The sequence below is a fragment of the Mycobacterium sp. MMS18-G62 genome, from assembly GCF_053877835.1.
This window is the reverse complement of the sequence record NZ_CM132662.1, coordinates 5,732,823-5,756,286: the sequence shown is the minus strand read 5'-3', so window position 1 is coordinate 5,756,286 and position 23,464 is coordinate 5,732,823. Positions and strand designations below refer to the sequence as shown.

General features: G+C 64.5%; 23 protein-coding genes and 1 pseudogene. 12 read left to right on the top strand and 12 right to left on the bottom strand.

Annotated elements, in window-relative coordinates; genetic code table 11:
- Window positions 1-22: 22 nt before the first annotated feature.
- Genes ACWW36_RS28690 through ACWW36_RS28680 form a run of 3 tightly spaced genes read right to left on the bottom strand, consistent with a single transcriptional unit; the run spans window position 23 to window position 3,284 of the window.
- A complete protein-coding gene (locus tag ACWW36_RS28690; RefSeq protein ID WP_456139293.1) occupies window positions 23-1,678 on the bottom strand; it encodes a thiolase C-terminal domain-containing protein in 1,656 nt (551 codons plus the stop codon).
- Entirely contained in the window at window positions 1,675-1,974 is a 300-nt protein-coding gene (locus ACWW36_RS28685; RefSeq protein ID WP_456142663.1) for a ferredoxin, read from the bottom strand. The genes ACWW36_RS28690 and ACWW36_RS28685 overlap by 4 nt, the downstream gene beginning before the upstream one ends.
- Before the next feature lie 8 nt (window positions 1,975-1,982).
- Window positions 1,983-3,284 carry an NADH-ubiquinone oxidoreductase-F iron-sulfur binding region domain-containing protein gene (locus tag ACWW36_RS28680; protein ID WP_456139292.1) on the bottom strand — a complete coding sequence of 434 codons (1,302 nt, stop codon included), beginning with the start codon at window positions 3,282-3,284 and terminating at the stop codon, window positions 1,983-1,985.
- Between the two features lie 36 nt (window positions 3,285-3,320).
- On the opposite strand from ACWW36_RS28680, the gene ACWW36_RS28675 reads away from it, so the two are divergent.
- On the top strand, window positions 3,321-3,794 hold the full coding sequence (locus ACWW36_RS28675; RefSeq protein WP_456139291.1) for a hypothetical protein: 474 nt from the start codon (window positions 3,321-3,323) through the stop codon (window positions 3,792-3,794).
- A 5-nt stretch (window positions 3,795-3,799) separates the two neighbouring features.
- Here ACWW36_RS28675 and ACWW36_RS28670 read toward each other — a convergent pair whose 3' ends face one another.
- From ACWW36_RS28670 to ACWW36_RS28655, 4 genes are read right to left on the bottom strand one after another with little or no spacing between them, the layout of a single operon-like run.
- Window positions 3,800-4,708 (bottom strand): alpha/beta fold hydrolase, encoded by a 909-nt coding sequence (locus tag ACWW36_RS28670; RefSeq protein ID WP_456139290.1) that lies wholly within the window; start codon window positions 4,706-4,708, stop codon window positions 3,800-3,802.
- Entirely contained in the window at window positions 4,705-5,097 is a 393-nt protein-coding gene (locus ACWW36_RS28665; RefSeq protein WP_456139289.1) for a Rieske (2Fe-2S) protein, read from the bottom strand. Before ACWW36_RS28665 ends, ACWW36_RS28670 begins: the two co-directional genes overlap by 4 nt.
- A gap of 1 nt (window position 5,098) precedes the next feature.
- The gene (locus tag ACWW36_RS28660; RefSeq protein ID WP_456139288.1) at window positions 5,099-6,241 is read right to left on the bottom strand and encodes an amidohydrolase family protein; all 1,143 of its coding nucleotides are present in this window, start codon (window positions 6,239-6,241) and stop codon (window positions 5,099-5,101) included.
- A 30-nt stretch (window positions 6,242-6,271) separates the two neighbouring features.
- On the bottom strand, window positions 6,272-7,357 hold the full coding sequence (locus tag ACWW36_RS28655; protein ID WP_456142662.1) for an amidohydrolase family protein: 1,086 nt from the start codon (window positions 7,355-7,357) through the stop codon (window positions 6,272-6,274).
- 276 nt (window positions 7,358-7,633) lie between these two features.
- Between ACWW36_RS28655 and ACWW36_RS28650 the strand changes: the two genes are divergently transcribed.
- The 5 genes and pseudogenes from ACWW36_RS28650 (at window position 7,634) to ACWW36_RS28630 (ending at window position 12,691) form a co-directional block, all read left to right on the top strand.
- Window positions 7,634-8,641 (top strand): acyl-CoA dehydrogenase family protein, encoded by a 1,008-nt coding sequence (locus tag ACWW36_RS28650; protein ID WP_456139287.1) that lies wholly within the window; start codon window positions 7,634-7,636, stop codon window positions 8,639-8,641.
- Window positions 8,625-9,800, top strand: a complete 1,176-nt coding sequence (locus ACWW36_RS28645) for an acyl-CoA dehydrogenase family protein (RefSeq protein WP_456139286.1) — start codon at window positions 8,625-8,627, stop codon at window positions 9,798-9,800. The genes ACWW36_RS28650 and ACWW36_RS28645 overlap by 17 nt, the downstream gene beginning before the upstream one ends.
- 5 nt (window positions 9,801-9,805) lie before the next feature.
- Entirely contained in the window at window positions 9,806-10,573 is a 768-nt protein-coding gene (locus tag ACWW36_RS28640; protein ID WP_456139285.1) for an enoyl-CoA hydratase/isomerase family protein, read from the top strand.
- Window positions 10,574-10,592: 19 nt separating this feature from the next.
- A pseudogene (locus ACWW36_RS28635) lies at window positions 10,593-11,890 on the top strand (acyl-CoA dehydrogenase family protein).
- Between the two features lie 18 nt (window positions 11,891-11,908).
- On the top strand, window positions 11,909-12,691 hold the full coding sequence (locus ACWW36_RS28630; RefSeq protein ID WP_456139284.1) for an SDR family NAD(P)-dependent oxidoreductase: 783 nt from the start codon (window positions 11,909-11,911) through the stop codon (window positions 12,689-12,691).
- A gap of 9 nt (window positions 12,692-12,700) precedes the next feature.
- Here ACWW36_RS28630 and ACWW36_RS28625 read toward each other — a convergent pair whose 3' ends face one another.
- The 5 genes from ACWW36_RS28625 to ACWW36_RS28605 all read right to left on the bottom strand — a co-directional run bounded on the left by ACWW36_RS28625 (window position 12,701) and on the right by ACWW36_RS28605 (window position 16,416).
- Window positions 12,701-13,141: a hypothetical protein gene (locus ACWW36_RS28625; protein ID WP_456139283.1), complete on the bottom strand. Its 441-nt coding sequence runs from the start codon at window positions 13,139-13,141 to the stop codon at window positions 12,701-12,703.
- A gap of 66 nt (window positions 13,142-13,207) precedes the next feature.
- The gene (locus tag ACWW36_RS28620; RefSeq protein WP_456139282.1) at window positions 13,208-14,581 is read right to left on the bottom strand and encodes a cytochrome P450; all 1,374 of its coding nucleotides are present in this window, start codon (window positions 14,579-14,581) and stop codon (window positions 13,208-13,210) included.
- A 31-nt stretch (window positions 14,582-14,612) separates the two neighbouring features.
- Window positions 14,613-14,807, bottom strand: coding sequence for a ferredoxin (locus ACWW36_RS28615; protein WP_456139281.1), 195 nt, complete (start codon window positions 14,805-14,807; stop codon window positions 14,613-14,615).
- Between the two features lie 13 nt (window positions 14,808-14,820).
- Window positions 14,821-15,681 carry a mycofactocin-coupled SDR family oxidoreductase gene (locus ACWW36_RS28610; RefSeq protein WP_456139280.1) on the bottom strand — a complete coding sequence of 287 codons (861 nt, stop codon included), beginning with the start codon at window positions 15,679-15,681 and terminating at the stop codon, window positions 14,821-14,823.
- Between the two features lie 36 nt (window positions 15,682-15,717).
- Window positions 15,718-16,416, bottom strand: a complete 699-nt coding sequence (locus tag ACWW36_RS28605; protein WP_456139279.1) for an SDR family NAD(P)-dependent oxidoreductase — start codon at window positions 16,414-16,416, stop codon at window positions 15,718-15,720.
- A 249-nt stretch (window positions 16,417-16,665) separates the two neighbouring features.
- Here ACWW36_RS28605 and ACWW36_RS28600 point away from each other — a divergent pair, with 249 nt between their 5' ends.
- From ACWW36_RS28600 to ACWW36_RS28575, 6 genes are all read left to right on the top strand, one after another.
- On the top strand, window positions 16,666-18,150 hold the full coding sequence (locus ACWW36_RS28600) for an aldehyde dehydrogenase family protein (RefSeq protein WP_456139278.1): 1,485 nt from the start codon (window positions 16,666-16,668) through the stop codon (window positions 18,148-18,150).
- Window positions 18,147-19,352: a CaiB/BaiF CoA transferase family protein gene (locus ACWW36_RS28595; RefSeq protein ID WP_456139277.1), complete on the top strand. Its 1,206-nt coding sequence runs from the start codon at window positions 18,147-18,149 to the stop codon at window positions 19,350-19,352. The genes ACWW36_RS28600 and ACWW36_RS28595 overlap by 4 nt, the downstream gene beginning before the upstream one ends.
- Window positions 19,353-19,369: 17 nt before the next feature.
- Complete coding sequence (locus ACWW36_RS28590; RefSeq protein ID WP_456139276.1) at window positions 19,370-20,545, top strand: OB-fold domain-containing protein; 1,176 nt, start codon at window positions 19,370-19,372, stop codon at window positions 20,543-20,545.
- 85 nt (window positions 20,546-20,630) lie between these two features.
- Complete coding sequence (locus ACWW36_RS28585) at window positions 20,631-21,800, top strand: thiolase C-terminal domain-containing protein (RefSeq protein WP_456139275.1); 1,170 nt, start codon at window positions 20,631-20,633, stop codon at window positions 21,798-21,800.
- Window positions 21,787-22,599, top strand: coding sequence for an MlaE family ABC transporter permease (locus ACWW36_RS28580; RefSeq protein ID WP_456139274.1), 813 nt, complete (start codon window positions 21,787-21,789; stop codon window positions 22,597-22,599). Before ACWW36_RS28585 ends, ACWW36_RS28580 begins: the two co-directional genes overlap by 14 nt.
- Window positions 22,600-22,603: 4 nt before the next feature.
- A complete protein-coding gene (locus tag ACWW36_RS28575) occupies window positions 22,604-23,461 on the top strand; it encodes an MlaE family ABC transporter permease (RefSeq protein WP_456139273.1) in 858 nt (285 codons plus the stop codon).
- The last annotated feature ends 3 nt before the right edge of the window (window positions 23,462-23,464 follow it).

The window sequence follows — 23,464 nt, the reverse complement described above, 5'->3', positions numbered from 1 at the left end:
CGTGGACGCGGCTGCGGTTCGCTCACCCGTCCGTCCGCATCAGAATGGCTCCACTCGGCGTGAGGCCGCCGCTGCTGACCACCGCGACGCGGGCGTCCTTCACTTGACGCTCACCGGCCTCCCCGCGAAGCTGGGTGACCGCTTCGTGGATCAAGCCCATGCCGTGGGTGCGGCCGTGGGACAACTGGCCGCCGTGGGTGTTCAGCGGAATCACCCCGTCGCGGGCGATCGCCTTGCCGCCGTCGAGAAAGTCCTTCGACTCGCCGATGCCGCAGAAGCCGAGCGCCTCCAGCCAGGACAGGCAGTTGAAGGAGAATCCGTCGTACAGTTCGGCGACGTCAACGTCGTTGGGGCGCAACGACGTCCGCGTCCACAGGTGTGCCGACTGGCCGAGGACCTGCGGCTCGTGCGTCATCGTGGTCTGGTCCCAGTCGGTGCGCTCGATGATCTGGGTACCCACGGCCTCGAACAGCACGGGCTTGCGCGGCATGTCTTTGGCGGCGTCGACGGCCGAGACGACGACCGCGATGGCGCCGTCGCACGGCACATCACAGTCGTAAAGCCCGAACGGTGTCGTGATCATCCGGGCATTCAGGTAGTCGTCCATCGTCATCGGGTCGCGATAGATGGCCGTCGGATTCAGCGCCGCGTTCGCGCGCTGGTTCAGCGCGATCCAGCCGAGCGTTTCTCTGGTCGTGCCGTAACGCTGAAAATGGCGCTGGGCGTTGAGCGCCAACGTGTGCGCCGCCGACGTCGCGCCGAACGGCATCTGCCAGCTGGAGGTGCGAGGACCCCCTGGCGGGGACATCTTGCCTTCCTTCATCAGCTGTTGGAAGGTTGCCTCCCACAGCGTGCGGAAGCACAACACGTGACGGGCCATGCCCGTCGCAATCGCCATCATCGCAGCGATGACCGAGCCGCCGGGGCCGAAGGTGTCCATGCCGCCGTTGATCCACGTCGGACGCAGTCCGAGTGCACCCTCGAGTGCGGACACGCCACCCTCGCCCATGCCTGCGATGTCAAGCCCCGGATAGGTTGAGAGCCCGTCGATGTCGTCGAACGTCAGTCCCGCATCGGCGACCGCCGCCTCGCAAGCATCGATGGTCAGCGACAGTGGCGGCACCATCAGCCTGCGGCCAAGTCGGGAAGCACCGATCCCGGTGATAGCCGACTTCTCCTCGAACTTCTCCGTCGTCAGCGGGGGCCGGACGTAGTTGCCGAAATCCTGCGGCGCGATTTCGTCAACGGGCTGCGGGCCCGTGGTCTTCTGGCCAGTGGGCCGAAACAACGGCAGCCAGACGGCTCCGGCCTTGTCGGTGTGCTTCTCGAAGACCACCTCGACGGTCTGACCAAGCACCAGCTCGTCGGGATCACATTCGACGATGTTGGTGGTCAACCGAACTCGCGGATCCTCGACGATCGCAACCTGGGCGACGACATACGGCGGAGGCAGGTCCGGGAAGCCGAAGCGGTGGTTGACGGTGAACGCGCTCAGTGTCGCCGTTCCGGAGACGTCACGCACGCCCATGTTGCGGCCGCGGCAGTACCGGCACACCGGCTGCGGGGGGTGGATCAGCGCCTCGCAGTCACGGCATTCTTGGATGCGCAGGACGCCGTCGGATCCTGCGGTCCAGAAGAACTCGTTAGAAACGGTGAGTTCGGGAAGCGGCCTTGTCACCGGACGAACCCCCAAACAGCCTCGTTGTCATCGGATTTCGGCTCGGGTTCTGGGGATTCCCGTGCGTCGTGTTGCGCCGTACCGTCATCGGACGGCGGATGTTCGCCCATGTAGATGATGGCGTGCACAGGACAGTCCATCAATGCCCGCATCACCGCGTCGCGGTCTTGCTCGGGCACGGTCCCATCGCCGATCAGTGACGCATAACCCCAGTCGTCCAGCGAGAAGTACTCCGGCGCATGCTTGGCGCAGATGCCGAATCCATCGCAGATGGTCCGATCGAGGCGAATCCTCAAGCCCTCACTCATGACCCCGCCACCGCCTCCACTTCGTACGGGCGCTCGGCCTGGAACGCACCGGTGCGGCATGACGGACAATCATTCGCCAGATGCCGCGCAACCACCTGAGGGAACTGCCGCAGCAAGCTGGCGGCGACGTTGGTGGCGCCGTCGAGCGTGCCGCATGCGCCGCGGCCGCGCAGCACTACCGACCACCGCTCCAGACGGGCCAGGTCTTCATTAGTTGCAGCGCCATCCCGCAACGCCGACGTGACAGCGGCCATCGCCGCGGTGCCGTTGAAACATGATCCGCACTGACCGGCGTTCTCGCGGTCGAAGTAGGACATCACCGATGCCGCGACGGCGACGGGACAGTCGTCGGTGAGAATCGAGATCGCACCGCACCCGAGGCCGCTGCCCAGGCGGCGGATCGTCTCGTGGTCGAGTGTCGCGTCGAGGATGTCGGTGTTGACCAGGCCCGCGAAGTAGCCGCCCATCAGGACGCCGTGCACCGAGTCTGCTGTCAGCCCGTGCACCTTGAGTAGATCGGAAAACGCTGCGCCGTGCGGGATCTCGTACAGTGTTGCGGGCCGGCCGCCGCCCGTGATGGTCGCGAGGAAGGTGCCGGGCGACATCGGCGTGCCGACTGCCCGGAAACCCTCGGAACCGTGCTGGAGGATATAGGGCAGATTCGCCAGTGTTTCGACATTGCTGACCATCGTCGGCAGTCCCTGTACGCCTTCCTCGTAAGGGCGTGGTGGTTTGTCGGTCGGCTTGGCCGGTCCGCCGTTGATCCGGCGCACAGCGGCGGTTTCCTCCCCGGCGACATAGCCGGGCTCGACGGTCAACACGGTCACCGCGACCCCACCGAGCGTGCTCGGCTCTAGCTCGGCGAGCGCGGCCGTCACCGAGGTGGCCGACGGCTCGTCGGAGACGTAGACATATGCACGCCGTGCGCCGACGATCGCGGTGGCCAACCGGAGCCCGTCGAGCACGAGGTGCGGCCGATTGCGAAGGAGCCAGCGATCCTTCACCGACGCGGGTTCGCCCTCTTCACCGTTCGCGACGACGATCGTTTCGGCTCCGCGGCGACCGGCATCACGAACCGTGCGTAATTTCGTTCCGAACGGAAAGGCCGCGCCGCCGCGCCCGAGAAGGCCGGACAGGTCGACCTGCCCGAGAAGCGTGTCCGGGTCTTCCAGAGGCTGATAGCCTCCGCCCGCCGAATACCCGGCGAAGTCCTCGACTCCATCGTGCACGGGCCGCAGCAATCGGGGCGGACAGTCGGGCCAAGCGGCAACGACGAGTTCGGTTGCGGTGGTGGTCATGACAGGCCCTTCCTGTCCGCGGATAGGCTGACGGCCATGAGGACTGCGGTGGTTCGTGTCGACGTCGACCCGGCGGGCGAACTCACACCGGAGCAGTTAGGCGACGGCATGGCAACCCTGAAAGCGCTGGCCGATGCTGCGAACGTCGAGGTGATCGACATCGATCTGCCGGCGATGCCGGTGCGGCGTCGCCAGGTGGAGTTGCTTGTCGGCGGCAGCGATACCGAGGCGGTCACGGCTATCGGTATCGACCTGTGCACCAAGGCTTTCGGCGTGGCTCCCGCAGCCGGCATCGTTACCTATGTCAGCCGGGGAACCGACGACGACGCCAAGGGCGTGCTCTCGCGCTTCGGGCTTACCGGCGACATCGAAAGGGTGCCGGGCAACGACGGTTTCGATGTGGTGTACGTGACGCTGAACAGGGCCGATCTTGAACGAATCCCGGAAAGCCGCATCCACACGGCGCTGGAGGCGTCGCTGAACTGTGAGGTGCACATCCGGACGGGGTAGGCCGGTCATCTGCCCAGGAAGTCCAGGATCGCGGGGGCGGCCTGCACCCACGTGTCGAACATGTTGAACCGCTTCACCTTTCCTGAAGCCCGGGCCTCGCCGGCACGCTCCCACGCATCTTCCGGCCACGGCGGGTCGATCAGCGTCGAGCCCTTGATCAGACAGCTCACCTCCAGCGAGGTGCGTTTCGGGTGGTCCAGGTCGTTCTCGCCGCCGCGGATGATCAAGGTCGGTACCGTGATGTTGTCGAACATCTCGTCCTCGACGCCCGGGATCGTCTGTCCGGGTTTCGGCACGAACGCGTTGAGCCAGCGCAACATCAGCTTCAGGAACTCATCGGGGTCGAGCGCGAGAAACCGGTCGTGGTTCGCCGGGTTCTCCGCGATCCGCTGCTTCCACTCGTCGACCCGGATAACGCCTTTCATGCCAGCGCCGCGCACCGCAAGGATGCTCGGCACGATGTAGTACGAGCCGAGCACGAACGACCCGTACACGCCGCCGACGATGTTCCACACCACGAGCTTCTTGACGATCTCGGGGTAGAGCATCGTCGTGAGCATCGAGTCACGGGCACCGCCGGAGCCGCCCGCAAGGATGCACGGCCCGATATCGAGGCCGGTTATCAACGCGTGCAGCGTCTGCGCCCGCATGTGGGATTCGCTTTGGCCGTAGAACTGGACGTCGGACTTGCCGCAGTTCGGCCGGTCCCACAGCAGAACGCGATAGCCGCCTTTGGCCAGTGCCTGCGCTAGCGGTCGCAGGCCCTCGATGTCCTTGCTGAAGCGCCCGCCCGGCGTCAGCGCGATGAAATCGCCTTTCTTGCCGAGGATTTCGTAGACGACGTTGCCGCCGTTGATCTCCATGACCTTTTCGCCGCGCTTGAGCTGCGGACCCGCGGACTCTGTGGTGGTCATGCCTGTACCAGCACCTCGTTGTCTATCACCCGCACCGGATACGTCCGGATGCTCCACTCCGGCTTGACCGCGGTGGTGCCCGTCGCGAGCTCGAAACCCCATTGATGCCAGGGGCAGTAGATGAACTCCATGTCGCGCACCATCACCGAGTCACCCGGCACGCTTTCGTCGACGACGGTGCGGCCCCGCGGCCGACCCGAACACAACGGACCACCTTCGTGCGGGCAGTAGTTGGCGATCGCGTAGAAGGTGCCGTTGACGTTGTAGACACCGACACCGTGGCGTCCGATCGGGACGAGTTTATGTGTGCCAGGGGGTATCTCGTCCACCGTGGCGACGACGTGCTCGCGCCCCTGCGCCAGCCGGGGCGTCTTCTCTGCGTTGGTCAACTCAGAACACCCTGACCTGGCCCTCGAGGGCAGGCACCGTGTCGGGCAGCTTGTAGGTCGCGATGCCGTTGCGGAACATCACGGCCTCGCGGGCGTGCTCCGGTAGATGCTTGACCAGCCACCGCGGGTCGTCGAATGTCCAGTGCGGGTAGTCCGACGAGAACAGCAGGATCTTCTCGCACTCCATCCATTCGAATGCCCGAGTGAGTTCGGTCTTGTCCTCGGGATAGTCCAGCGGCTGGGTAGTGAACTTGATGTGGTCCTTGACGTATTCGGACGGTTTGCGCTTGATGTCCATCCACGATTTGCGGGCCTCGTAGATGGCGTCCATCCGCCACATCAGCGGCAGGATCCAGGTGAACGCGTGCTCCACGAAGACGATTCGCAGCGTGGGGAAGCGGTCGAAGACGCCGTCGAAGATCAGGCTCATCACCTGGTTCGCTGCCAGCAGCGAGTAAGTGACCATGAAGTCGTGGTTGTAGCTGGGCAGGCCGACCGGCGGCACGGGCAGCTCGTCGTGGTGGCTGCGCGACAGATGGCAACTCACCGGCATGTCGTGCTTGGTGGCCGCGGCCCAGATCGGGTCGTACTGCGGTGCACCCCACGACGGGCGTGGCTCGGCCTTGATCAGAATCTGCCCCATGTACGGGTGGCCGGCCAAACGCTCGATCTCACGGGCCCCTGCTTCCGGCTCCTCGATCGCCGCGCAGATTGACCCACGCCACCGCTCGTGCCAGTTGTTGTGGCTGTCGAGCCAGTGGTTGACCTGCCAGTCGTTCAGTCCGACCGACATCGCGTGGTTGGCCTCGCCGAGGCGGGCCGGATACGCGGCCGGTTCCAGGATCGCGATGTCCGCGCCGGCCTCCATGATCAACTGCTTGAAGGCCATATCCGGGTCGCTGCAGGCGAATTCACCATCCGGCGGAAACGTGTCGGCACGCATCGCATACGTGTGCGCATAGTCAGGGGCGTCGTAATAGATCTGTTCGCCAACCCTGCGATTGAGGAAATACTTGCTACGCCACGGCTCCGGGATGTACTGAACCAGCTCGCCGCGACGGGGAGCGGGATGGACGTCGGAGTCGACACACCGGACGGCAATTCGTTCGGCCGCCGGCTTGCGCTCTGTGGTTGTCACCGTCATCGTGGTCTCCTTGTTCGCAGCCTTCGATTACTACTTTGCGCCGACGCCGGCCCCGACGTCTATGCCATACAGTTCCGCGGCATTTCGCCAGCACAACTTGTCGCGCTGCTCGGCCGTGTACGCGCCGGGCACCTTGAGCTCGTTGAGCTGCCAGTGCGGGTAGCTCGAGCCGAACATCACCATGTCGTCCTTGCCGGTGAAGCCGAACCATTCACCCGCGAAGTCGGTGTCGCCCGGGCCGTCGAGGGCGCCCTGCACGAAGTAGACATGGCCGGGTAGATAGTCGCTCGGCATCTTCGGCGCCCACGGCGTCTGTTCGAGATGCGGCCTGCCGAAGCAGTCCATCCGCCAGATGAACGGCGTCAGTAGGTCGGCCGCGCCGTCGGCCCAGACGAACTTCAGCGCCGGCATTCTTTCGAATACCCCTTCGGCGATCATGTTCATCACGTGGTACAGGTAGTTCAGGGCCATGAACCCGACGTACTGCTCGTAGGTCCGGGTGTTCCCTGAGGGCGTCGGCGCAGCAGAGACGCCGGCGCCGACCTCGATGTGCACGGCCACTGGCAGATTCGCTTCAACGGCCGCCTCCCACAACGGCCAGAACTGTGGTTTGCCGTACAAATCGCGAGACTGCATCGGAATGCCGATCTGCACCACCCGCGGGTGGTCCTTGTACTTGTCGATCTCCCGCAATGCGCCCGCGATGTCGTCGGGATTGACGCGGATGGTGCCGCGGTACCGCTCGGCATACGCATTGTCGTCGAGCCAGCGCGTCACCATCATCTCGTTGATCGCGGCAGCGATCGCGGTGCCCAGGTGGCGGTCCGGCATGATGCCGCGCGTCATCGGATGCAGGATGGCCACGTCGACGCCACGATCCTCGAACAGCCGGCTGCCGACGAACTCAGGGTCCGACCCCGGATAGGCGCGGTCAGGCCCCTCGGTTTTCGGTGCGTATTCACCGCCGGGTGCGCCGTACCAGTCCATCTCGTAGTCCGGGAAGCCGCGGCTCTTGAACGGCTCGCGAAGGAAACTGCGGAGGTCTTTGTTCGACCTCGAGAAGATGTGCACGCTGGCGTCGATGACGGGCGTCGTCCCCCCGTCGGGGTGCTGCATCACCAAAGCTGTCCTCCGATGCCATCCGGTCGAGGCGAGCGCCTTCGACCGCAGCGCGAAAACGCGCCCGATACAACCCAGTGTAAAGCGTTGTTCTTCAATAGCAAGAATCGAGTTCTCAGCGAATCGCTTATCTCTTCGCAGGTGAGAGTGTGTGCTGGTCGTTCGAGCACGTCCAGCTGAGCGAAACGGGGTAGTCGCATGAAGAGAACGATTACAACATCTAAGGAGAATGTTATTCTCGTACCGACGTGAGATGCCCCCAGGAGTGGCCGGATGTTACTTGAGTTCGATGCTGATCAGCGGCTGTGGCAGGAGACCGTGCGCGACGCGGTGGCCAAGCAATGCCCGCCGACGTTGGTGCGTGGGATTGCCGAGGATGGCGTCGATCCGACACCGTTGTGGCAGACCTACGTCGACGCGGGCTGGACGGAACTAACCGACCCAGAGAACGCCGTCGAGTTGGCGATTGTGCTCGAAGAACTCGGCCGCGCCACCGATCCGACGCCGTTCCTGGCGACGCTGACCCAGTTCGCGCCGCTTGCCGGCGACCGTTTCGATCCCCAGCAGGCGGGCACGGCGGTCTACGGCGGGGTGACCGCTTATCGCGATGCCGAGGGCTGGGTGCTGGAGGGAACAGCGCATCACGTGCTCGACGGTGATCGTGCCGAGCGACTCGCGGTCGTGACGGAAGCCGGCGTTTTTCTGGTGGACGCCGGTCAAGCGGTGGTCCGCCGTAGCCCGGTGTTCGACCCCGTGCTCCACATCGCCGAGGTCTCGTTTTCCGGCGTACATGTGCCTGATTCCGACCGGGTGCGCTTCAATGCAGAAAAGGCCCGTCACGTAGCGCTCACCGGTATGGCGATCACCACCGTCGGCGCATGCCAGCGCATCCTCGACTTGGTGCTCGAGCACGTGAAACAGCGCCAGCAGTTCGGCGTGGCGATCGGCACTTTCCAGGCCGTCCAGCACAAGGCCGTCGACATGCACGTTGCCACCGAACGCGCCCGGGCGCTGTCTTACTTTGCGGCACTGACGATTTCGGCCGACGATCCGCGACGGCGCCTGGCCGCTGCGATGGCCAAAGCCGCGGCAGGGGAGTGTCAGGCGGTGGCATTCCGCCACGGCCTGCAGCTGTTCGGCGCCATGGGCTTCACCTGGGAGAACGATCTTCAATTCGCGCTCAAGCGCGCCAAGGCCGGTGAGCTGCTGCTCGGCGGTGCGGCCGAACATCGCGCGATGATCGCGGAGGAATACAGGAGTAGCAGTGCAGCTTTCCTTTGACCAAGACGTCGAGGAGTTCCGCGCGGAGTTCGTGGCTTTCCTCGACGAACATCTGCCGTCGGAGGCCGAGACGCTCGAGCGGCCGCGGTCGGTATCGCACATGCCGCAGTGGGCTCGCAAATGGCAGCGCTTGCTGTTCGACAACGGATGGCTCTTGCCCCCGCAGCCGCCAGAGTTCGGTGGCCGCAATGCCACTGTGCTGCAGCAGTATGTGCATCTCGAAGAGCTCTGCAAGCGCAGGATCTATCACAGCTTCAACCCGCAGGGCGTGAACATCATTGCGGCGTCGCTGCTTTCGTTCGGCTCCGACGAGCAGAAGCATCGCTGGGCGGTGCCGGTGCTGAAAGCTGAAAAGACAGCGTCGCTTGGCATGAGTGAGCCCAGCGCAGGCTCCGATCTGGCGTCCTTGCGTACAAGGGCGGTACTGGACGGTGACCACTTCGTCGTCAACGGCCAGAAGGTGTGGACGTCCGGCGCCCACGACGCCGACTTCTTGCTGACATTCGTGCGCACCGACCCGGACGCGCCCAAACACAAGGGAATCAGCGCGCTGATCATTCCGACGGACACTCCCGGAGTTGTGTGCCGGCCGTTCGCGGACATGACGGGTGAGGAGAATAAGGACTTCAACGAAGTCTTCTTCACCGACGCCCGCGTACCTGCGGAGAACCTCGTCGGCCCGCTGAACGGCGGCTGGGGTGTGGCCAACGGGTCGCTCGGACACGAGCGCACGATGATGTGGCTGGGCTTCGCCGACCGGATCGACAACATGATCGCCGACTTCCGGCCGCACACCGAGCTACAACGCGATCAGTACGCCACGACGATCATCGATTACGTCGCGCTACGGGCAATGGGTTCCGCTGCGCTGGCCCGGGCTGCCCGAGGAGAGATGGACACCGCTTCGGTGTCGGTGCTCAAGGTGTTCGGCTCCGAGGCTGAAAGGCAGGCGTTCGAGAACGCGCTGACCGCCGCGGGTCCCGACGGACTCATCCATCCGTCGACGACGGGGCCGTACGAGCACATGAACCTCGACCATTACTTCTCCAGCTGGTTCGAGCGCTACGCCCGCAGCTTCGGCGGAACCATCGCGGGCGGCACGTCCGAGATCCAGCGCAACATCATCGCCACCCAGGTGCTCGGCCTGCCGCGGCGCTGAGTCCGGTGACCGAGACGCTCAACATCGACCGGCCGCGGGCCGGAATCGTTGTCCTGCAGCTGAAGCGGCCGAGGCAGCTCAACGCGATCAACCAAGTGATGCGTGATGAACTCACACAGGCGTTCGCCACGATCGGCGCGGACACCTCGGCAAACGTCGTCGTACTCACGGGCGCAGGCCGCGGGTTCTGTTCCGGCATCGACGTGCGTAACTTTGCGGGTAGGACGGTTGAGGCGTCAGACCCGGCGATCGACAGGCTGCGGTTCCAAGAGGCCATGGCTGCACTGCCCCAGGCGATTTGGGACCTTCCGCAGCCGGTCATCGCAGCCGTCAACGGGCCCTGTGTCGGCGCCGGCTTCGCGCTGTGTCTGGCCTCAGACATCCGGATCTGCTCGACGGCGGCCACATTCGGCAACGGCGCAATCCTGCTCGGGTTGTCCGGCGCCGAGATGGGCATGAGCTATCACCTGCCCCGCATCGTCGGGACGAGCGTCGCCGCCGATTGGATGCTGACCGGTCGGACGGTGTCCGCAGCCGAGGCTGACCGCCGAGGTCTGGTCAGCGAACTCGTCGAACCTAACCGCCTCGTGGACCGTGCTCTCGAACTGGCTTCGGGTATAGCGGAATTGGCGCCGCTGGGTGTGCAACTGACAAAGCGCGCCCTGCAGGTGAACACCGATGCAGCCGGGCCGGGCGCGGCGATGGAACTCGAGAACCGCAACCAGGTGCTCACCCACGCCACGGATGAGGCCGCGGCACGGCGGAAGCGCTGACACCGACGGAAGGACGACGATGGCGTGGGACTTCTCAACTGATCCTGAGTGGGCCGAACAACTTGCGTGGGTCGATGACTTTGTTCGGTCGGAGTGCGAACCGATCGATCTGATCGTCAAGGAGTCCCATGATCTCAATGATCCAGTGCGCCAGGCGCTGATCCCGCGCTGCAGAAGAACGTAAAGGAGCGAGGCTTGTGGGCCACCCACCTCGGTCCGCATCTGGGCGGTCCCGGCTACGGGCAGGTGAAGCTGGCGCTGCTGAACGAGATTCTCGGCCGGTCGGAGTGTGCGCCGATTGTCTTCGGCTCGCAGGCCCCCGACTCCGGCAACAGCGAGATCCTCGCGCACTACGGCACTCCCGAGCTCAAGAAACGCTACCTGGAGCCGCTGTTGGACAACCGCATCGTGTCGTGCTTCTCGATGACCGAGCCACAAGGTGGCGCCGACCCGAAGGTGTTCACCACGACCGCGACGCAGGACGGTGATCACTGGATCATCAACGGGGAGAAGTGGTTCTCGTCGTTTGCCTCGATGGCTTCGTTCATCATCGTGATGGCGATGACCGATCCGGATGCGCCGCCCTATGAACGGTATTCGATGTTCGTCGTGCCGGGGGAGACCCCGGGCATCAACGTTCTGCGCGACGTCGGCCTTGGCCACCAACCGTTGGGTGGTGGGGGCCGCGAGGGTTACGTGCGGTACCAGAACGTCTGCGTGCCAGCGGATCACATGCTCGGCCCGCGCGGCGGTGCATTCGTCGTTGCGCAGACCCGGTTGGGCGGCGGGCGTATCCACCACGCCATGCGGACCGTCGGACTGGTTCGGCGCATCTACGACATGATCTGCGAACGGGCAGTGTCCAGATACACCCAGGGCGGGATGCTGTCCGACAAGCAGCTTGTCCAGGAGATGGTGGCCGACTCGTGGATGGAGATCGAGGCGTTCCGGCTGCTCACCCTGCAGACGGCGTGGAAGATCGACCAGCACAACGACTACAAGGCCGTTCGCGCGGACATCTCGGCGGTCAAGGCGATGATGCAGAAGGTGCTTCACGACGTGTCGGCGCGGGCATTGCAGTTGCACGGGTCTCTGGGCACGACGCACGAAATGCCGTTCGTGTCCTATCTGGTGGAGTCCTTTGTGCTCGGGTTGGCCGACGGGCCGACGGAGGTGCACAAGGTCACGCTGGCCCGGTTGCTGCTGAAGGACCAGAAGCCGGCACCCGACATGTTTCCGTCGGAGCACCTGCTTCGGTTGCGTGAAGCCGCGGAAGCGAAGTTCGCCGACAAGCTTGCGGGCATACCCCGCACCTGAAACCAGGGAGGACGTCAAGTGCCTGCTCCGTGTGACGGCAAGGTGGCGTTGGTGACCGGCGCCAGCCGGGGACTCGGCAAGGCGATCGCGCACCGGTTCGCCGCCGAAGGTGCGACCGTTGCGCTCACCGCGCGCACCATGGAGCCCAACCCCAAATATCAAGGTTCCCTTCGGCAGACGCTCGAAGAGATGGAAGCCGCCGGCGGCGCGGCGATCGCCATTCAGGCCGATCTCTCCAAAGTCGAAGACCGCGAGCGACTGTTCGACGAGGTGGTGGAACGCGTTGGCGTGCCGGACATTCTGGTCAACAACGCCGCCGTAACGTTCCTGCGGCCGCTCGACGAGTTTCCAGAGAAGCGCGTGCGGCTGATGATGGAGATGCACGTGCTGGCACCGCTGCACCTCACCCAGCTTTCGATCCCCGCCATGCGCGAGCGCGGGCGCGGGTGGGTGCTCAACGTGACATCCGTCGGCGGTGATCTGCCCGACGGCCCGCCGTTCTCCGACTTCGACCGCACCGCTGGATTCGGTATCTACGGAACGGTCAAGGCGGCCCTCAACCGGCTGACGAAAAGCCTTGCCGCCGAGCTGTACGACGATGGGATCGCGGTCAACGCCGCGGCGCCGACCAATCCGGTCGCGACGCCTGGCGCGGGCACGCTGGATCTGGCCAAGACAGACACGGAGGACATCGAGCTGATCACCCAGACCGCCTTCATGCTGTGCACCGGCGATCCGAAGGCGTTGACCGGTCGCATTGCCCACACACAGGGGTTCTTGCGCGAAGTCGGATGGTTGTAAGCCGCGCGTCTACAACCGTTGCAGCGCGAACGTCCAGAATTGGGAGCCCGGCGGGCCGTTGAAGCAGCCAACGTCGTAATTCGACTCAATGGTTCCGGCGAGTGACCGGTCGTCCCAGGTCCACGTTTCGTGCGTTGGCATGGCGTAGCCGGGGAGGCATTGCAGGCCGTCGGGCACGTCCACGGTCAACCTGTATTGACCGTCGACGAGGTGCGCTTGGCCGTTGTAATAGGCGTAGAACTTCAGTCGCGGTATCGCGCTGATGGCCAAGCAGTCCAGGTTCACCGGCTGCGGACACGCCGAGACGAACCAGGCCCACGAAGCCCGCTCGTACCTATTTGTGAGCACGTCGTAATTCCCCAGCTGCATGGAGGCGCTGGCGGGCGGGGCAAGCACGGCCGCAGCTGCCGTGAGCACGGCCGCGGCGGTCGCCAACGTCACGGACTTCATGATCGTCCCTTCGTCCTTCCACCCCGACGGCTGCTTATCAAACCACTTCGGCTACGCGAATTTGGCTCAATCGATAACAGCGGCTTCCTTGCGTTCCGTGATCGGACGGGCGAGCTCCTGCTCGTCGCAGATCCGCTGCAGCTTGTCGAGAGTCTCGTCGAGCCCGGGTCCGAGCCGCTTACCGGGCGTGAACGTCGCCGGCAGGTGCTTCATGCCCTGGATGACCCCGATCGTCTCGTAGTGCACGGTACCTTCGGGGTCGCACACGTAGTCCGGCATCCTGTCGAGCACGGCGGTCAGCATCGACTTGAAGACCGTACGGGCGACATTGGAGCCGACGCACCGGTGCACACCGATACCGAAGCTGAAGTGCCGGTTGCCCTTTCGGTCAAGAACGACCTCGTTTGGCTCGTCGAACACCGACGGATCCCGATTGGCCATGGCCCAGGAAATCCACAGCCGTTCACCCTCTTTGAACTCCTGCCCCTCGACCTCGACGTCCTCGGAGAACGTGCGGCCGTCCCCAGGTGCCGGCGTGTAGTAGCGCAGAAACTCTTCCGTGGCCGGGTTGAGCAGGGTGTCGCGTTCGCGGCTGAGCAACTCGCGCTGGTCCGGATGCTCTGACAGCCACTCCAACGCGTGCGCGGTCAGCGCCGTCGTGGTGTCGAACCCGCCGCCGATGATCAAGCCCAGGTTGCCGAGGATTTCCAGGTCGGGTGCGGGCTCGCCGTCGATTCGTAGTTGCAGCAACGCGTTCACCAGGCCGGGCCGCGGGTTCTCCCGGACCTCCATCATGGTGTTGATCATGTCGATGCCCATCTGCCGGTTCAGCTCGGCGACGCGCGCGGCGTCGGGCGAGTGCTCGGGGGTAGACACCGACAGGTGTGCCGGCTCGCTGTAGATCATCCACTTCTTCAACTCGATGCCCATCATTGCGAGCGTGAGCACCGCGGGCACGACGTTGGCGAGATCGTCGACGAAGTCGATCCGGCCGGACTCGATCTTCTCGTCGAGCGCCGCACGCACGACCTCGTCGACGAACGGCTGCCACCGCTTGACCGCTGCCGGGGAGAGGTAGGGGTTCAGCGCACCCCGGTACAGGCTGTGTTCGGGCTCGTCCATTTCCAGGATGCCGCCGCGAACGACCGTGGCCCGTTGCGCTTTCGGGATGGTGATGCCCTGGTATGGCGTCTCGCCCGTGAGATCGTGATGATTCGACACCGCGGGGCAGCGCGCGAGTTCGAAGACCTCTTTACTGCCGGCGGCGACCCAATGGCCGTTGTAGGTGTCCGTCCACGCCATCGGACACCGCGACTGCATCTCCTCGGTGATCTTCTCGAACTGGAGACGATACTCCGGAGTGTGCCGATCAAAGTGGTATCGGTTGCGCTTACGATCGCTGTCGTCCGTGCCTCCGGCGAGATCGTCGACGGTGCTCAAGGCCTTGTCTCCCTGCGTTTTTCGTGCTCGATCATTCTTCAATCGAGATGGCCTGCTCCGGACACGAGTGTGCAGCCTCGCGCACCGCATCTTCTTGGTCTGCCGGGACAACCTCGTTCACCGGCGAGGACGTGCCGTCAATGTCACTGAGCTCGAAGGAATCCGGGGCGATCATCGAGCACAGCGTGTGGCCCTGGCAGCGCTGCGAATCAACAAAAACCTTCACAGTGTTCCTCTTCTCAGTTGTGGTAGTCGTACCACTTGAGGTAGCCACCGGCGTCGACACGCACCTGCATGCCGGTGACGTAGCGGGCCTCGTCCGACGCCAGCCACAGCACCGCGTTGCTGATGTCGACGGGTTCGATCCACGGCACCTTCATGGCCTGTTGCACGTAGAACACCGGCTCTGCGTCGGCCTGAGTGGGGTGTTCCAGGTCGGGCCGGAAGGACTTGTACATCGGTTCGCTCTGCAGCATGTCGGTGTTGCAGTTGGTCGGATGAACGACATTGGCGCGGATACCGCGCGGCGCCAGTTCGGTGGCGAGATCGTGAACGTAGGCCGAGAGCGCACGCTTGGAGTGCACGTAGGCCATGCCGCCCGGATCATTGCCGGGATCGGGCTTGTTGTGGGTGTCCATCAACGCGGCGGTGGACCCGGTCGCGACGATGGCCGCGCCCTCGGACAAATGGGGCAGCGCGACGTTGATCGCGTTGATGGTGCCGATCAGGTTCGTGTTGATGACGTCAACCCAGGCCTGCAGGGGCGGTTGTCCTTTCATGCCCGCGATACCCGCCTGGGCGACGACGATGTCGACCTTGCCGAATTCGGCGACGCCACGCTCTAACGCCGCGCGAAGCTGGCTGGCTTCGCGGACGTCGGCCTGGGCTGTGACGATGTTGCGACCCGTCTTCTCGACAAGCTTGGCGGTCTCCTCGAGATCCTCCGGCGTCGCCATCGGGTAGCCGATCGTCGGGATGTCTTGGCACAGGTCGACCGCGATGATGTCCGCGCCTTCCTCCGCCAGCCGGACCGCGTGGCTGCGGCCCTGGCCGCGCGCTGCGCCGGTGACAAATGCGACTTTGCCTTGAACGCGTCCCATGTTCAGGTGTCCTTCCTCATGTGTTTCGTCCGATGTCTATGTGTTTCGGCCGCCGTTGACGCCCAAGATCTGTCCGGTGATGTAGCCGGCTTCCTCGGAAATCAGGAATGCGCATGCGGCCGCGATGTCCTCGGGCTTGCCGATGCGGCGTACCGGTGTGGCTTCGATGTTCTTCTCAACGACGAGGTAGCCGCGAGCTTCGGACTTGCGCAGCATCGGGGTATCGATGAAACCGGGTGGGACGGCGTTGACGGTGATGCCATAGGGGCCGTATTCGAGCGCGAGGGACTTCGTCAGCCCGTTGACGGCCGACTTGGCCGCGACATAGGGCGACATGTAGGGCTGTCCTGAATGAGTGCTCGACGACGAGATGTTCACGATGCGGCCCCACCCGGCCTCGATCATGTCCGGCAGCACCGCCTGGGTGCAGTGGAAGACGCCGTTGAGGTTCACGTCGATGACCCGCTGCCAGTCGTCGAACGTGATATCGGTGAAGCGCCTGAAGCGCTCCAGCCCGGCTGCGTTGACAAGGACAGTCACGGGTCCGAGCTGACCCCGGATCGCGGTGAGCGCTTCGTCGATCTGCGCGCGGTTCGTGACGTCGCCGGTGTAGGCGAAGTCGGCATCTGATGGGTTGATATCGATGGTTGCGACGTGTAAGCCATCGGCGCGGAGTCGTCGTGCGACGGCTAGGCCGATGCCAGAGCCGCCTCCAGTCACGACCGCCGTCTTCACGCGCGGGCCTCAACTATCAAGAATCGTCCTTCCGATTATGAGAACCGTACTCTCGGAGCCTGCGATCCCGCAAGACAGCTTAGGAGTCGCGTTCGCACTGGTGAGACGTTTGGCGGTGGTTTGTCGCATCGTTAATAGCAGGCAGGCGTAGTTCAGACCATTTGCTTGAGTTCTCCCGTCGCGAATGTATGATTCGCCGGGGATGAGAATGAAGTTTCCATCACACTGCGCTGGATGCTGAGGAGGATGATGACGGAAACGGCCACCATCTCGAGTGAGGGAGCCGGCTCAGCCACCGCCGACCGGCGCCTCCTGATTGACGGGCGACTGCTCGAGACCGAACGGACGTTTCCTTCCATTAATCCCGCCACAGGCGACGTCCTCGGCCGTGCTCCCGACGCCACGATCAGTGACGCAGAGGCCGCCGTCGCCGCGGCGCGGCGCGCGTTCGACACGACGGACTGGTCGACGAACACCGAGCTGCGCATCCGCTGCCTCGAGCAATTCCACCAGGCGCTGGTCGACCACCGCGACGAGCTGGCCGAGCTGACGATCGCCGAAGTCGGAGCCACGCCGGCTCTCATCGCCGGCCCGCAGCTGGACCAACCCGTCGAGATCGTGCGTTATTACGCCGACCTGCTGAAGACCTATCCGATGACCGAAGACCTCGGCAACATAGAAAGCCGCGGCATGCAGCACCACCGGTGGGTAGAGAAAGAAGCCGCAGGCGTGGTGGCCGCGATCATCGCCTACAACTATCCCAACCAGCTTGCGCTGGCCAAGCTCGCACCGGCGCTCGCCGCAGGCTGCACGGTGATTCTCAAATCCGCGCCGGACACCCCGCTGATCACGCTCGCGCTGGGCGAGCTGATCGCCAACCACACCGATATCCCGGCGGGCGTGGTGAACGTGTTGAGCGGAGCCGACCCAGAAGTTGGCGCCGTTCTGACCACAAGCCCGGACGTGGACATGGTCACCTTCACCGGTTCCACGCCGACGGGCCGCCGCATCATGGCGGCCGCCAGCGACACACTCAAGCGCGTCTTCCTCGAACTGGGCGGAAAGTCCGCGGCGATCGTGCTCGACGACGCCGACTTCAACACCGCGGCCATGTTCTCCGCGTTCAGCATGGTTTCCCATGCCGGTCAGGGCTGTGCACTGACGTCACGGCTGTTGGTGCCGCGCAAGCACCACGACGAGATCGTCGAGCTGATCAAGAACAACTTCGCTTTGGTCCGCTACGGCGATCCCTCTGATCCCAATACCTACATGGGTCCGCTGATCAGTGAGAAGCAGCGCGACAAGGTCGACGGGATGGTCAAGCGTGCCGTCGAGGCAGGCGCCACGCTGGCTACTGGCGGCGAGAAGGTCGATCCGGGCTTCTTCTATACCCCGACGCTGCTGACGAACGTCGACCCCGACAGCGAGATCGCGCAAGAAGAAGTGTTCGGCCCGGTACTGGTCGTCATTGCCTACGAGGACGACGACGACGCGGTGCGCATCGCCAACAACTCCATCTACGGGCTTTCCGGTGCCGTGTTCGGCGGTCAGGAGCGGGCGCTGGCCGTGGCCCGTCGCATCCGGACCGGCACCTTTTCCATCAACGGCGGCAACTACTTCAGCCCAGACAGCCCGTTCGGCGGATTCAAGCAGTCCGGCATCGGCAGGGAGATGGGCAGCGCGGGACTCGAGGAATTCCTGGAGTCCAAGACGTTCGCCGAGGTCGTCTCGTGAGGCCTCTCGAGGGCATCCGCGTCCTCGAGGTCGCGATGTACGGGTTCGTCCCGTCGGCCGGTGCCGTGCTCGGCGAGTGGGGCGCCGACATCATCAAGGTCGAGCACGCCGTTACCGGTGACCCGCAGCGCGGGCTTCGGCAGACCGGCCCGCTGCGCGTCGAGGGCGACCCCAACCCGAACATCGAGCACGCCAACCGCGGCAAGCGAAGCATCGGGCTGGACATGTCGGTGCCCGAAGGGCGCGAGATACTGCTAGCGCTGGCGAAAAACGCCGATGTGTTCTTAACCAGCTTCCTGCCCGGACACCGTCAGAAGTTCGGCATCGACGTCGACGACATCCGCGCCGTGAACCCGAACATCATCTATGCCAGGGGCAGCGCGCTCGGCCCCCGCGGTGAAGAGTCGGTGAAGGGCGGCTATGACATGACCGCCTTCTGGTGTCGCGCGGGCACGGCGGCCACGATCACTCCTCCGGGAATCGAAGGAATGATCGGCCCACCGGGACCGGCCTACGGCGACACCATCTCCGGCACCAACCTGGCGGGCGGGATCGCGGCTGCCCTGCTCAAGCGCGAGCGCACGGGCGAGCCGTCGGTCGTGGATGTTTCGTTGTTGGGCAGCGGTTTGTGGTCGATGGGCCACACGGTGGCGCTGACCAATCACCTCAAACAGTTGATGGTGCAACCGCCGCCCGGCGTGCATGGTTCGCCCATCAACCCGCTGGTGGGCGTCTACCCGACGGCCGACGACCGATACATCTCGTTCGTGATGATGCAGCCCACCAAGTTCTGGGCAGACGTGTGTCGGCACATGGAGCTCGAGGAGTACATCGACGATCCTCGGTTCGCGACGGTCGAGTCGATCGCGGAGAACACCGCGGCCGCCGTTGACATCCTGCGCGAAGCGATGGCCAAGCGAACGCTTCCAGAGTGGAGCGAGAGGTTCTCGTCGCTGGCGGGCCCGTGGGCGCCCGTACAGGACACCTTGCAGGCCGCCGACGACGCCCAAATCCGTGCGAATGAATACATCGTTCAGGCGGGCGAGCTCGAATTGGTCGCGAATCCGGTGCAGTTCGATGTCAGCGCACCCCAATCGGGACCAGCGCCCGGTTTTGCGGAGCAAACTGACGAAATCTTGCTGGAACTCGGATTGGATTGGGACCGCATCATCGAGCTCAAGACGGCCGGCGCCGTCACCTAGGTTCTGGAGAGATCTCAATGCCCTACGTCGCGTCGATCGGCACCTACCTGCCGTGTTGGGGCGCGCCCCAGCACCGGGTGGCCGGTGATGACGAGGACGCGATCACCCTGGCTGTGGAAGCCGGCCGCGCCGCGCTGTTTGCCAGTGGTGCGGTCGAGCGAGTCGTGTTGGTCAGCCGCGATATGCCGCTGCTGGAAAGCAGTAACGCGGCGGTTCTCCTCGCGGGCCTGGGCCTCGACCCCGAACTCGAGGTAGACGAACGTCTCGGTGGCGCACCCGCCACGCTCGACGCGGTCAGTTCCGCGCGGCCGCGCACGCTGATCATCGGCGCCGATCTTGATCCGGCAGGCGCGGCGGCGATCCTGACCTCTGAGCGCGGTTTGCAAGTGCGGACTGCGGCCCGTGTCGCACGCAGCCTTCCCGTTCGGACTCGCAACGCGACGGGCGATGTGCACGACTACGGAGACCCGCGGTTGCTGCATGAGCGCGGGTTAGTCGCCTCGTTGGAGGCGGCATGGCTGGACACGCCCGCCGCAGTGGCCGGTGTGGAACACGACCGCGCGGCCGAGTTGTGCGTCGGCAATCCGCCTGCGCTGCCGACGACCGGCGCGAGCGCCAGCTTGTTCGCGCTTGCCGGAATGGCCGATGCAGGAACTGCGGGCCCGCTGGTCGCCGTCGAACAGGCGATCCTGTCAGGAATTACCGTCTCTGGTGGTTCCGCGCAGATACATCGTCGAGAGCCCGCGGCACGGCCGATCCCGGAGAGCCGTTACACCGCCGACGTCGAGATACCCATCTCACTTGCCGCCTACGAGCGGGCGTTCGAGGCGAAGGTTCGGTGGGAGGCGGGGCGGTTCGCCGAGTCCGACGAACTGGATTTCCCGCCCCGGTACCGGGTAGGCGCCGATGGGGCCCTGGCCACCGACTATGAGCTGGTGCCGCTGCCGCGTACCGGGACGGTGTACACGGAGACGACTGTTCACATGCCCGTACCTGGACTGCGAACGCCCTACTCGCTGGTGATCGTCGAGCTGGACGGGGTCGGTATCCGTGCCCTCGTCAAGGTGACCGGTGCATCTCCCGGCGCGGTCGACATCGGCGACCGCGGGCGGCTTGCACTGCGTCGTGTGGCGGTCCGATCGGGGGTGCCTGATTACGGGTACGCCTTCGAGCCGGAGGTCCGGGCGGCGTGAATAACACGAGTTACGGTAAGCCATACGGTACGATCCCCGGCGTGTCCGGCCGCCCTGGTGCTTCTCCTTGCGTCGGGGGCACCCCATGAGGAGGGTGGCCATCGTCGGCGCCGGTATGACGCCCTTCGGCGAGCACTTCGCCCTCGGTATCAAGGACCTCCTCCCGATGGCATTCGCGGAGTGCGCGGCCACCGTCGACAAGGGCTTGGTGAAGACCGACCTTCAGGCGGCGTGGTTCGGCGCTATGGGCACGACCGACGGGTTCCCGTCGGGCATCCTCGCCGACACCCTCGGGTTGCCTGATCTCCCCGTCACCCGTGTTGAAAACTCTTGCGCGACAGGTAATGACGCTGTGCGTAACGCGTTGTTCGGCGTCGCGTCGGGCGCTTTCGATGTCGCTCTCGTAATGGGCGCCGACAAGCTGCGTGACACCACCTCGGCGGACATGCTGTGGGAGTGGGAGGCGATGGCGCGAGACATGGCCTGGGACTACCCCCTCGGTGTCGTTTCACCGGCCGGGTTCGCCCTCCACGTCCGCCGTTATCTGCACGAGTCGACCGCCACCGAGGAACACCTGGCCATGGTGGCTGTGAAGAACCACCGCCACGGCGCCAATAATCCCAAGGCGCGATTGCGCTTCGAGATCACGATGGAGCAGGCGCTGAACGCACCAATGGTGGTGACCCCGTTCCGCCTATACGACTGTGCGCCACAAAGCGACGGCGCCGCCGCATTGGTGCTCGCCGCCGAAGATGTAGTTGATCGTTTCACCGACCGGCCGGTATGGATTCGCGGTGTCGGCATCGGGTTGGATTCCGTGATGCACCAACACAAGCCGGACATGACAACGCTGACCGCGACAGTGCGGGCTGCTAAGCAAGCGTTCAGCATGGCCGGCATGACGCCATCCGACGTGGATGTGGCCGAAGTTCACGATTTCTTCACGGGCATCGAACTGATCAGCTATGAAGATCTCGGATTCGCCGAGCGGTTCGGGGGCTACAAACTCGTCGAAGCGGACGTCACGACTATCGGCGGAGGGCTGCCCGTGAACCCAAGTGGGGGGCTGAAGGCCAAGGGGCATCCGCCCGGTGCAACGGGCGTTGCGCAGTGCGTTGAACTGTTCGCACAGCTTCGCGGTGAGGCTGTCAACCAGGTGGACGGCGCGCGAATTGGGTTGGCGCACAATATCGGTGGCCCGACGGCGGTTTCGGCCGTCACCATCCTGGAAGGATCGGTCAATGGCGCGGGGTAGTGGGCCGGAACGGTGGTCTGCCGGGCTGCCAAGCATTCGCAATTTCTCCGGGCCGATGCAGGCGGTCGGCGGATTGTTCGCGATGTCCGCCGATGCTGTGAAGTACACCTTCCGCCGGCCGTTTCAGTGGCGGGAGTTCCTGGAGCAGTGCTGGTTTATCGCTCGAGTCGCGTTGGCCCCGACGTTGTTGGTGGCAATCCCATTCACCGTCCTGATTAGCTTCACCCTCAACATTCTGCTGCGCGAACTAGGCGCTGCGGACCTGTCTGGTGCTGGCGCCGCGTTCGGCGCGGTAACCCAGGTCGGTCCAATTGTGACTGTGCTGATCGTCGCCGGTGCCGGCTCGACAGCTATCTGTGCGGATTTGGGCTCACGCACCATTCGTGAAGAGATCGACGCGATGGAAGTGCTGGGCATTGATCCGGTGCAGCGGTTGGTGACGCCGCGGATGCTGGCCTCGGGGTTGGTGGCGTTGTTGCTCAACAGCCTGGTGGTGATCATCGGGATCCTTGGCGGCTACATGTTTTCGGTGTTCATCCAGGACGTCAATCCGGGTGCATTCGCCGCGGGCATCACGCTGTTGACCGGTGTGCCCGAGGTGATCATCTCCTGTGTGAAGGCTGCTCTGTTCGGGTTGATCGCCGGGCTGGTGGCCTGCTATCGCGGGCTGACCATCACCGGGGGCGGAGCCAAGGCGGTGGGCAATGCCGTGAACGAGACCGTGGTGTACGCATTCATGGCGCTATTCGTGATCAACGTGGTCGTCACGGCCATCGGCATCCGGATGACGACGGGATAGCGCGATGGGCACGATGACGATTCTGAAGTCGACCTACCCGCGTATCACGCGGGGGGCGCGCCGGCCGGTGGACCTCATGGGCCGTATCGGCGACCACATGCTGTTTTACGTGAAGGCACTCGCGGGTGTGCCGCACGCCGCCATGCATTTCCGCAAGGAGATCATCCGGCTCATCGCCGAGATCTCCATGGGCGCAGGCACATTGGCGATGATCGGCGGCACTGTCGTGATCGTGGGGTTCCTGACGCTTGCGGCCGGCGGCACGCTGGCGGTGCAGGGCTATTCGTCGCTGGGCAACATCGGCATCGAGGCGTTGACGGGGTTTTTGGCCGCCTTCATCAACGTGCGTATCTCCGCGCCGGTGGTCGCCGGCATCGGTCTGGCCGCCACATTCGGCGCGGGCGTGACCGCGCAGTTGGGCGCGATGCGGATCAACGAAGAGATCGACGCATTGGAATCGATGGCGATCCGTCCCGTCGAGTACCTGGTGAGCACACGGATTGTCGCGGGCATGATCGCAATTACCCCGCTGTATTCGATCGCCGTCATCTTGAGCTTTGTGGCCTCGCAGTTCACCACCGTCGTCCTGTTCGGGCAGTCGGGTGGACTTTACGACCACTACTTCAACACCTTCCTGAACCCAATCGACTTGTTGTGGTCGTTCCTGCAGGCGGTCTTGATGGCGATCACGATCCTGTTGATTCACACGTACTTTGGCTACTTCGCCTCCGGCGGCCCCTCCGGCGTCGGCGTCGCGGTGGGCAACGCCGTGCGTACTTCGCTGGTCGTCGTCGTGTCGGTGACGCTGCTGGTGTCACTGTCCATTTACGGTTCCAACGGCAACTTCAACCTGTCCGGGTAGGTG